Source organism: Mesorhizobium sp. P5_C1 (genome assembly GCF_054049815.1).
The window spans coordinates 1-9,402 of the sequence record NZ_JBFULQ010000199.1; the positions used below are offsets into that span (position 1 = coordinate 1).

General features: G+C 63.4%; 11 protein-coding genes and 1 pseudogene. 4 read left to right on the forward strand and 8 right to left on the reverse strand.

Annotated elements, in window-relative coordinates:
- Positions 1–35: 35 nt before the first annotated feature.
- The 5 genes and pseudogenes from ACXJ7R_RS16930 to ACXJ7R_RS16950 form a co-directional block, all read right to left on the reverse strand.
- On the reverse strand, positions 36–557 hold the full coding sequence (locus tag ACXJ7R_RS16930) for a CoA-binding protein (protein ID WP_457152843.1): 522 nt from the start codon (positions 555–557) through the stop codon (positions 36–38).
- Complete coding sequence (locus ACXJ7R_RS16935) at positions 544–1,302, reverse strand: GNAT family N-acetyltransferase (protein ID WP_457152844.1); 759 nt, start codon at positions 1,300–1,302, stop codon at positions 544–546. Before ACXJ7R_RS16935 ends, ACXJ7R_RS16930 begins: the two co-directional genes overlap by 14 nt.
- 50 nt (positions 1,303–1,352) lie before the next feature.
- Positions 1,353–1,472: pseudogene (locus ACXJ7R_RS16940) on the reverse strand (AAA family ATPase); the annotation flags it as partial.
- Entirely contained in the window at positions 1,472–1,894 is a 423-nt protein-coding gene (locus tag ACXJ7R_RS16945; protein WP_457152845.1) for a VOC family protein, read from the reverse strand. The gene ACXJ7R_RS16945 and the pseudogene ACXJ7R_RS16940, both read right to left, overlap by 1 nt.
- A 2-nt stretch (positions 1,895–1,896) precedes the next feature.
- Positions 1,897–2,718: an enoyl-CoA hydratase gene (locus ACXJ7R_RS16950; RefSeq protein ID WP_457152846.1), complete on the reverse strand. Its 822-nt coding sequence runs from the start codon at positions 2,716–2,718 to the stop codon at positions 1,897–1,899.
- A gap of 212 nt (positions 2,719–2,930) precedes the next feature.
- Between ACXJ7R_RS16950 and ACXJ7R_RS16955 the strand changes: the two genes are divergently transcribed.
- From ACXJ7R_RS16955 to rpsI, 3 genes are all read left to right on the forward strand, one after another.
- The gene (locus ACXJ7R_RS16955) at positions 2,931–3,395 is read left to right on the forward strand and encodes a PaaI family thioesterase (protein WP_457152852.1); all 465 of its coding nucleotides are present in this window, start codon (positions 2,931–2,933) and stop codon (positions 3,393–3,395) included.
- Between the two features lie 215 nt (positions 3,396–3,610).
- Complete coding sequence (rplM, locus tag ACXJ7R_RS16960; RefSeq protein ID WP_010915638.1) at positions 3,611–4,075, forward strand: 50S ribosomal protein L13; 465 nt, start codon at positions 3,611–3,613, stop codon at positions 4,073–4,075.
- A gap of 1 nt (position 4,076) precedes the next feature.
- Positions 4,077–4,559: a 30S ribosomal protein S9 gene (rpsI, locus tag ACXJ7R_RS16965; RefSeq protein WP_457152847.1), complete on the forward strand. Its 483-nt coding sequence runs from the start codon at positions 4,077–4,079 to the stop codon at positions 4,557–4,559.
- Positions 4,560–4,770: 211 nt separating this feature from the next.
- On the opposite strand, the gene ACXJ7R_RS16970 is transcribed toward rpsI, so the two are convergent.
- Positions 4,771–5,670, reverse strand: coding sequence for a LysR substrate-binding domain-containing protein (locus tag ACXJ7R_RS16970; protein WP_457152848.1), 900 nt, complete (start codon positions 5,668–5,670; stop codon positions 4,771–4,773).
- Positions 5,671–5,761: 91 nt separating this feature from the next.
- On the opposite strand from ACXJ7R_RS16970, the gene ACXJ7R_RS16975 reads away from it, so the two are divergent.
- On the forward strand, positions 5,762–6,634 hold the full coding sequence (locus ACXJ7R_RS16975) for an aldo/keto reductase family oxidoreductase (protein WP_457152849.1): 873 nt from the start codon (positions 5,762–5,764) through the stop codon (positions 6,632–6,634).
- A gap of 306 nt (positions 6,635–6,940) precedes the next feature.
- Here the strand turns inward: ACXJ7R_RS16975 and ACXJ7R_RS16980 are convergent, their stop codons facing one another.
- Entirely contained in the window at positions 6,941–7,999 is a 1,059-nt protein-coding gene (locus tag ACXJ7R_RS16980) for a glycerophosphodiester phosphodiesterase family protein (RefSeq protein ID WP_457152850.1), read from the reverse strand.
- Positions 8,000–8,143: 144 nt separating this feature from the next.
- On the reverse strand, positions 8,144–9,352 hold the full coding sequence (locus tag ACXJ7R_RS16985) for an acyltransferase family protein (RefSeq protein WP_457152851.1): 1,209 nt from the start codon (positions 9,350–9,352) through the stop codon (positions 8,144–8,146).
- Between the last annotated feature and the right edge of the window lie 50 nt (positions 9,353–9,402).

The window sequence follows — 9,402 nt, forward strand, 5'->3', positions numbered from 1 at the left end:
TCCCAAAACCGCTGCGCACTTTTGGGCGACATGCATCATTTCTGGCGAACGCCGAAACTCTGGAACCCGGGGCGCATCAGCGGCTTCTTCGACGACAAGACCCCCGAATTGACGCCGGTCCAGCCGATCTCGCCGGACAGCTTGCCATATTCGATCTTGGGGCAGCGGTTCATCACCACCTTGATGCCGGCGGCCTCGGCGCGCGCGGCTGTCTCGTCATGGCGTACGCCAAGCTGCATCCAAAGGACTTTCGGCAAGGGATCGAGCCGCAATACCTCATCGACAATGCCCGGCACCGCCGACGCCGCGCGAAAGATGTCGACCATGTCGATCGGTTCGGGAATATCGGCCAGCCTGGCATAGGTCATCCGGCCGAGGATTTGCTTGCCGGCCTGGCCAGGGTTGATCGGAAACACCGAAAAGCCTTTGGCCAGCAGATATTTCAGCACGAAATAGCTTGGCCGCACGTCATTGGCGGACGCGCCAACCATGGCGATGGTCTTCACCGAATTGAGGATGCCGGCGATGTAGGTGTTGTCGTAACTATCGTGGTTCATGCGGCTTCCTGCGGTAGTGATAGCGGTAAAGTTCACGGCTGAATCCAAGCGAAGCATAGAGCGCACGGCCTGGCGCATTGTCGGCCACCACTTGCAGGCATGCCGCGTCAGCACCCGCCCGTCGTGCCCAGTCGATCAGACCGCCGACCGTCTTGCGGCCCAGGCCTTGCTGCCTGAAGCGGCCGTCGGTTTCAACCGATTCCACCACAAGCAGCCCGTTTCGGATGACGCCATAGGCCAGCGCGGCAATTTCGCTGTCGCGTTCACAGGACACGAACGCCCGGTCGCCGGCGATCAGCCCCGTCATCTCGCGAAAGACCCGGCGATCGATGTCGTCGTAGGCGCCCATGCGAAACCGCGCTGCGAGCCAGTCTTCGCCGGGCACCAGCGATACAGTGACGCGCCCGTCACGGATCTCCGCCAGGTCGTCGATACCGGCATAAAGATGGATGGTTCCGCCTTCGAGCTGGTAACCGCGATGGTCGAGTGCGGCTTCGAGCTCATCGGCAATATCAGGCACCCGAAACAGCGGCGTCTGGTCGTGGCCGACATAGAAGGACTCGGCGGCGTCGATCACCTTGTCGGGCGCACCGCGCTTGCCACGCAAGGGATTGACCGAGTTTGCGCGCCGGGTCCGGCCACCGGAGCGCCTGAGAAGCCAGCCGTCGACGACGGTTTCGATCGCCGCCGGCCAGGCTTCGCGGCACGCCTGTTCGCTGCGCCAGTTGAGATCGTCATCCGTCACGCATCATCCTCCGACAGCGCTTCCTGCACAAAAGCTTGCGGATCGGTGCAGATCGGCGTGGTGAATTCGAGTTCGAAATCGTGGTCGCGAAACAGCGGCAGGTTCCAGTCAAGCCGGATGCGTTTGAGATAGGGTGCCTTGAGCCGCGTCAGCTGCTTACGACAGGCCATCAGCCAGGCAGGGAAATGGTGCCGTCCTCCGCGATTGGAAAGGCCGGATTGTGCGCCACTTCCCAGACATGCCCATCGGCATCGGCGAAATAACCGTACCAGCCGCCCCAAAAGGCGCGGCCGGCCGGCTTGACGATACGGCCGCCGGCTTTTTCGGCCATGGCGAGCACCTCGTCGACTTCGGCATCGGAGCGTGTGTTGTAAGCGAGGTAGACGGCGGACGGCGCCCCAGTGAAGGCAACGCCAGAGTCCTCCTCTGCGCTGGCGCGCGGGAACAGGCCGAGAATGGCGCCGCCCATCTGGAAAAAGGCGACACCGTCGGTGATGCCGGCATGACGGGTCAGGCCCATCGCCTCGTAGAAGCGCACAGCGCGGTCGAGATCGTCCGTCGCGATGGTGATGATGGAGATGCGCGGTTCCACGACTACTCGTCCGTCCATTGCGGCTTGCGCTTGCCGATAAAGGCGCCGATGCCCTCCTCCGCGTCGCGCGCCAGCATGTTGTCGACCATGATCCGACCGGTGTAGGCATAGGCGTCGGCCAATCCCATCTCAGCCTGCGCGTAAAAGGCTTCCTTGCCGGTCTTGACCACCAAAGATGATTTGGAAGCAATGGTTTGCGCGTATTTGGTGACAATCTGATTCAGATATTCACGCGGCACGACGCGATTGACCAGGCCGAACTCCTTGGCGGTTGCCGCATCGATCGTCTCGCCGGTCAACAGCATCTCCATCGCATGCTTGCGCGAGACGTTGCGCGACAGTGCCACCATCGGCGTCGAGCAGAACAGGCCGATGTTGACGCCGGGGGTGCAGAAGGTCGCCTCATGCGACGCAATTGCCAGATCGCAGCTGGCGACCAGTTGCAGCCCGGCGGCTGTGGCAAGGCCGTCGACCTCGGCGATCACCGGCAAGGGATGACGCACGATCGCCTGCATCAGCGTGGCACAGGCCGCAAACGTCTCAGCGAAAAAGGCCTTGCCATGATCGGCGTCGGCGCGGCGCGCCGTCATTTCCTTGAGATCATGGCCGGCGCAGAACACCTTGCCGGCGGCCGAGAGAACGATGACGCGAACCGCCTTGTCGGTTCTGGCGCGTTCGAGTTCCCCCGTCAGCGCCTCCATTACCGCCAGCGACAGCGCGTTGGCGGGCGGATTGGCAAGCGTGAGGCGCAGCACGCTCTTGTCCAGTTGTGCGACAACCGGACCTTCAACGGCGCCAGGCTTGATGGCAAGGATTTCAGCCATGGTCGTTTCTCCGCGATTCAGGATCGTGGTTGGATGCTTCAATCTAGTACGCCATCGCGCCTCGTCCAACACCATCAAACAGATTGCTGGCACAAGCGACAAGGCTGCCCTGCATTTGTCCCTGTGGCTTAGGATTGTCATCAATGGAGGCTGAAACGGTGTTGCCAGAAGGCCCGGCCGCGTTCAAACAGGCGCATACGAGGGAGACCGCCATGCCCGCCCAGAGCAATCTCAAGCCGGTGCTGACCGCGGCGGAAGTCAATGTGCTGATGGGTAGCGTCTATCCCCAGCTCAACGACGAGTTCAAACATTACGAGGCGATCGACGTGTTCCCGGGCGGTTGCCTCGTGCGGCTCAATGCCGACGAGCGGCACCTGCGCCCTGGCGGCACGGTGTCGGGTCCGTCGCTGTTCACGCTCGCCGATATCGGCGGCTATGTCTGCGTGCTCTCTCATGCCGGGCCGGACGCGCTTTCCGTTACAGTCAACCTCGACATCAACTTCGTCCGCAAGGCCGAGGCCGGGCCGATCGATGGCCATTGCCGGATCCTGAAGCTGGGAAAGAGCCTGATGGTGTTCGACATCGACATCGTCGCCGGCCCGGACGGACACACCGTGGCGCATGCCACCGGCACGTATTCGATCCCGCCGAAGCGAAATGATGATGTGGTAAAATAATACCTTTTGTCCAAGATGTTGGTTTTGCTTTCCTTTTCCTGCTGTTCCCCTTTTCGTTAGCCTTGACGCGACAACTGCCCTCGCCTATAAGCCCTCACGAAGCAGCGGCCCGCAAAGGCCGCCGTTTTGTTATTGGCGGCGGGCAAGCGCCCTTCGCCAATCCAAGCAACAAGAAACGCCTTCCCTGGTGAAGGTCCGAACCGAAAGCAGAAAATATGACAACCTTTTCGCAGAAGCCTGCGGATGTGGTGAAGAAGTGGATCCTGATCGACGCCGAGGGTCTCGTCGTCGGCCGTCTTGCCACTGTCATCGCCAATCATCTTCGCGGCAAGCACAAGCCGACCTTCACCCCTCATGTCGACGACGGCGACAACGTCATCGTCATCAATGCCGACAAGGTAGTGTTCACCGGCAAGAAGTTCACCGACAAGGTCTATTACTGGCACACCGGCCACCCCGGCGGCATCAAGGAGCGCACCGCGCGCCAGCTGCTCGAGGGTCGTTTCCCCGAGCGTGTCGTCGAGAAGGCCGTTGAGCGCATGGTCCCGCGTGGCCCGCTCGGCCGTCGGCAGATGAAGAACCTGCGCGTCTATGCAGGTGCAGAGCATCCGCATGTCGCCCAGCAGCCCGAAGTTCTCGACGTGGCCAAGCTGAATTCCAAGAACAAGAAGGTCGCATAAGATGGCTGAGCTTTCCTCGCTCGCAGAACTGGGCGCCGCCACAGGCAACACCAACACGCAGGCCGCGGCACCCGTCCATGTCCAGAAGCTCGACAAGTCGGGCCGCGCCTATGCCACCGGCAAGCGCAAGAACGCCATCGCGCGCGTCTGGGTGAAGCCGGGTTCCGGCAAGATCATCGTCAACGACAAGGAATTCGCGACCTATTTCGCGCGTCCGGTCCTGCAGATGATCCTCAACCAGCCGATCATCGCCTCCAACCGCTCGGGCCAGTACGACATCGTCGCCACCGTCATCGGCGGCGGCCTCTCGGGCCAGGCCGGTGCCGTGCGCCACGGCATCTCCAAGGCGCTGACCTACTACGAGCCGGCGCTGCGCGCCGTGCTCAAGAAGGGCGGCTTCCTGACCCGCGACAGCCGCGTCGTCGAGCGCAAGAAGTACGGCAAGGCGAAAGCCCGCCGCAGCTTCCAGTTCTCGAAGCGCTAAGCGCTCCGCAGTTTTGCCAATCGAAAAGGCCACCTTCGGGCGGCCTTTTTGTTTTGCGGCTCCGCCATCACCCCACCCGCGCCTTCGGCGCGACCTCCCCATCCAAGGGGAGGTAGAAGAGCGCGGCACGCTACCTCCCCTCGATGGAGAGGTCGGCGCGTAGCGCCGGGTGGGGTGACGGCGCCGGCGCAATTCATGCATGGCGCAGGTCTCAGGGTCTGCCGGCCTTGATATAGTCGATGAACGCCCGCAGCGGGGCCGGCACGAGGCGGCGGCCGGGATAATAGAGAAACGGCCCGGAGAAGCTCTGCCACCACGGTTCCAGAATGGGTTCAAGCGCCCCGCTTTGGAAGTGCGGGCGAAGCCAGCCCTCGAACAGGCCGATGATGCCGGTGCCGGCGATGGCCGCATCGACGGCCAGATCGGTCGCCCCGCCGATCCGCACGATCAGCGGGCCTGTCGGATCGATGCGCACCACCTCGCCGTCGCGCTCGAATTCCCACGGCAGCATCGCGCCGCTGGCAAAGCGGCCCCGCACACAGGCATGGCCGAGCAGGTCGCCCGGATGTTGCGGCCGCCCATGGCGATCGAGATAGGCTGGGCTGGCGGCGGTGGCGAAACGCTGCACGCGCGGTCCGATCGGCACCGCGATCATGTCCTGTTCCAGCCGCTCGTCGTAGCGGATGCCGGCGTCGCAGCCGGCAGCCAGCACATCGACAAAATTCTCGTCAGCGATCACCTCCAGCCGGATGCCGGGAAAGGCGGCGAGGAAGCCTGGGACGATGTCGGGCAATATCAGCCGCGCGGCGCTGACCGGCACATTGAGACGCAACGAGCCCGCCGGCCTGTCGCGAAAGCCATTCACCACATCGAGGGCGGCCTCCACCTCCGACAGCGCCGGACCGAGCCTCTCCAGCAGGCTGAGACCGGCCTCGGTCGGGACAACGCTGCGCGTCGTGCGGTTGAACAGCCTGACACCGAGCTGCGCTTCCAGGCGACGCACCGCCTCGCTCAAGCCCGAGGCGCTGCCGCCACTGGCGCGCGCACCATCGCGAAAACCCCCGGCGCGCGCCACCGCCACGAAGGCGTTCAGATCACTGAGATCCATCATTGTTCGCAATTCCGTACAGCCTGTGTGGATTGTACCTGATTATCACAAGATTGAGCAGCACCTATCTTCGCCGCCTCAAAGGAGATCAATCATGTCCAATATCCAACAGGCCGGCACCTTCACCCTTGGCAGCCACACCGTGAAACGGCTTGGCTACGGTGCCATGCAGCTCGCCGGGCCCGGTGTGTTCGGGCCGCCCAAGGACCATGACGCGGCACTGGCAGTATTGCGCGAGGCCGTTGCACAAGGCGTCGACCACATCGACACCAGCGACTTCTATGGCCCGCACGTCACCAACCGGCTGATCCGCGAGGCGCTGGCCCCCTACCCCAAGGATCTGGTCATCGTCACCAAGATCGGCGCCCGGCGCGGCGCGGATGGATCATGGCTTCCGGCCTTTTCCGCCGAAGCGCTGACCCAGGCGGTGCACGACAATCTGCACAATCTCGGCCTCGAGGTGATCGACGTGGTCAATTTGCGCATCATGTTCGACACCCACGGTCCCGCCGAGGGGTCGATCGAACCGCCGCTCACCGTGCTGGCCGAACTGCAACGCCAAGGCCTGGTCAGGCATATCGGACTGAGCAACGTGACATCGACCCAGATCAGGGAAGGACGCCGGATCGCCGAGATCGTCTGTGTGCAGAACCAGTACAATCTGGCGCATCGCGGCGACGACGCCCTGATCGACGACCTCGCTCGTGACGGCATTGCGTACGTGCCGTTCTTCCCGCTCGGCGGCTTCAACCCGCTGCAGTCCTCGACGCTCTCCGATGTGGCGCAGCGCCTCGGCGCCACCCCGATGCAGGTCGCGCTCGCCTGGCTGCTTCGGCGCGCGCCCAACATCCTGCTGATCCCCGGCACATCGTCGGTCGCGCATCTGCGGGAGAACCTCACTGCCGCCGAACTGGAGCTTTCGGGCGATGTGCTCAGGGAATTGGATGGCATGGCGGCGGCTGCCTGACGACGCAGCACTGCGCGCAGTTGCATAAGCAAAAGGCCGTCCTTCGGGCAGCCTTTTTTTGGGGGACGGCTGTCACCCCACCCGGCGCTGCGCGCCGACCTCCCCATCAAGGGGRGGTAGGGCGCCCAAGTTTGCCATCGCTCTGCAACATTCCGACGACCAACTGGCGACAAACCTTTGCCTTGCAGCCACTCGGCGCGCGCGGTTAGCAGCAACCTCTACCTCCCCTCGATGGGGAGGTCGGCGCGTAGCGCCGGGTGGGGTGAAGGCGCTGGCATTCCCAGGCGGGGTGCGGCGCCAACGTTCCTAGTTGATGCTCGCCGTGTTGGCGGGCTCAGCCGGCCGCGCCTCGTCGGCGTAAGGCACGCGGTAGCCATTCGCCGCCAGCCAGTCGATCGCCGCCTTCGGCTCGTCGGTCTGGATGATGGTGGCGCCGCGATCGGCCCAGAAGCCATATGCCTCTCGCGGCAGGCTGGCCTGGACCGCCAGCTCGTCGCCGCGGCCACCGGCGAGGAAGCCGCCCGGCTTGTTGACGATGGCGTAGGTGTCGGCCCAGATGTGCCAGTTGCCACGCACCGCGGCCGCGCGCATGCGCGTGCTGAACAACGGCCCGCCGGTTTCGGTCAGCGTCTCGGCGCCTGCCCGCCAGTTGATCAGCTCGGTCGCGCGTGGCGAAAAGGCGTGGTCGACCGTCTCGGCGAAAGCGGCATCGTGCACCGCGTCGTCAGCAATGATCGGCATGAACTGGAAGCCGCCGCCTATGGCATCCATGGCGGCCTTGACCGTCGCAATCCGGGTGGAGTTCCAAAGGTTTTCCTTGACGATGACCTGTTCGGCCATGCCGAGATCGCGAGCCACCGCAATCATGCCGGAGAGGTCGCCGACCTCGAGCTTGTTGTCGAGGTTGATGAGGATCTGGTCCCTGGTCGCCAGCAGCATCTCGCGCAGCGTCGAAACTGTCTCATTGGTGATGGCGCAGGTACCCTCAACCACCAATCGGCAGGTCTTCAGTTCGGCCAGCGTGTATTTCACCACCTCGCCCCTGCAGGTCGTGGTGCGGTCGAGCCAGCTGTCATGCATGACGACGAACTCACCGTCCTTCGAGCGCCTGATGTCGACCTCGACGATTTCGGCGCCCATGGCGATCGAACCCTTGACGGCTGCGATCGAATTTTCCGCATAGAGCGTCTTGCCGGCCTGCATGCTGCCGGCGCGATGCGCGGCGATCATGACGTGGTCGCGCCACTGGTTGGCATGTTCGAAGCGGTCGAGGATCTGCCTGGCGCGGGTTTCTCCTGCCAATGATTGGCCAGAGGCGGCCGCAAGTGCCGCGCAAAGCAGAAGGCTCTGCCAGATGGTCCGCATCGAGAATCGCTCCTTGCCGGATCGAAACCCGGATAGGCGATGCCCGTGACAGCCCGGTGAACGAAGCCGGCTAGCTGATGTCTTGTTTGAGCATGATCCCTTTCCGAAAACCGGCTTCCACTTTCTTTCGGGATCATGCTCGCGTCAGATGCGTTTCGACAGCCGGCGGAACCAGGCCATGGCCGGCATTTCGACGAAACGCCAGGTGATCCAGGAGACGGCGATGGTGGCGACAAGCATGACGACGATCGCCACGGCCCCTGTCCAGCCGGCCCCGAAGCCGGTCGCCGGCTGGCCGCGCAGCACGATGTCGTCGATCAGGCCCACGCCAAGCTTGCGCTCGACGAGCCCGGCGATGTTGATCATGCGTGCCTGGACGAAGATGTGGACCATGTAGATCGAATAGGACAGCGCGCCGAGCGTCAGCATGAACGGCGTCCTCAGCAGGGCACTGATCCAGCCGCCTTCATGCGCGAAGAGGAACAGCGCGAGCGCGAACACCAGGGGTGCCGCGATGCCGAAATCATTGTCGCCCGACAGCGAGACAAAAAGCACGATGACGGCGACCATGACGATCTCGGCAAGGGTCCAGGCCATGCGCCGGCCGCCCCTGGCCAGGGCCTGTCGCGCCCCTGCAATGGAATCATGCTGAAACCAGGCAAGCAAGGCGCCCAGCGAGAAGCCGTACAGGCAGCGGATGAAGCCGAAATCGAAGGACACATCCATATGATGGGTCGAGAAGCCAAGCAGGAACAGCGGCGCGGTGACGGCAGCGCCGACGAACCATATCCAGGCGAGCTCGCCGGCAACGAAGACCACGCCCGCAAACAGCAGATAGGCGAAGAACTCCGCCGAAATGCTCCAGCTTGGCGCATTCCAGGTCAGGTGATCCTCGAAGCCGACGCCTTGCAGCAAGAGAAGATTGGCAAGCAGGCTCCTGAGGTCGAAACCTCCTGTGAAGGGAGCTGCCCCGGTGCCGTGCAGCTGCGGCAGCACCAGCCGCAGCAGCTCGAAGCCGGCGAAAGCGGCCAGCATGAGCAAATGCAGCGGGTAGATGCGGCCAAAGCGGACCAGGGCGAAGCGAGCCACTTCTTCCGGCTGGCTGAGCCGGCTGCCGTAGCTGCTGGCAATGACGAAACCGGAAAGAACGAAGAAGAAGTCGACGAAGAGGTAGGACGAACCGATGAAGGCGCTTTGCGAAATCGTCGAACCGGTCGGGAAGTGGAACAGCGCCACCATCAGCGCGCAGATGCCGCGCCACGAATCGAGAACCAGGAAGCGTTCGCCGGCAATCGTGCCGCTGTGGGTCGACACCACGGCGCGGGCAGGATTAAGAAACGCGGTCTGCGTCATGATGATACAAATCCTGTTTTGCCATGGCACTTGAGGGGCGCCATTTCGTC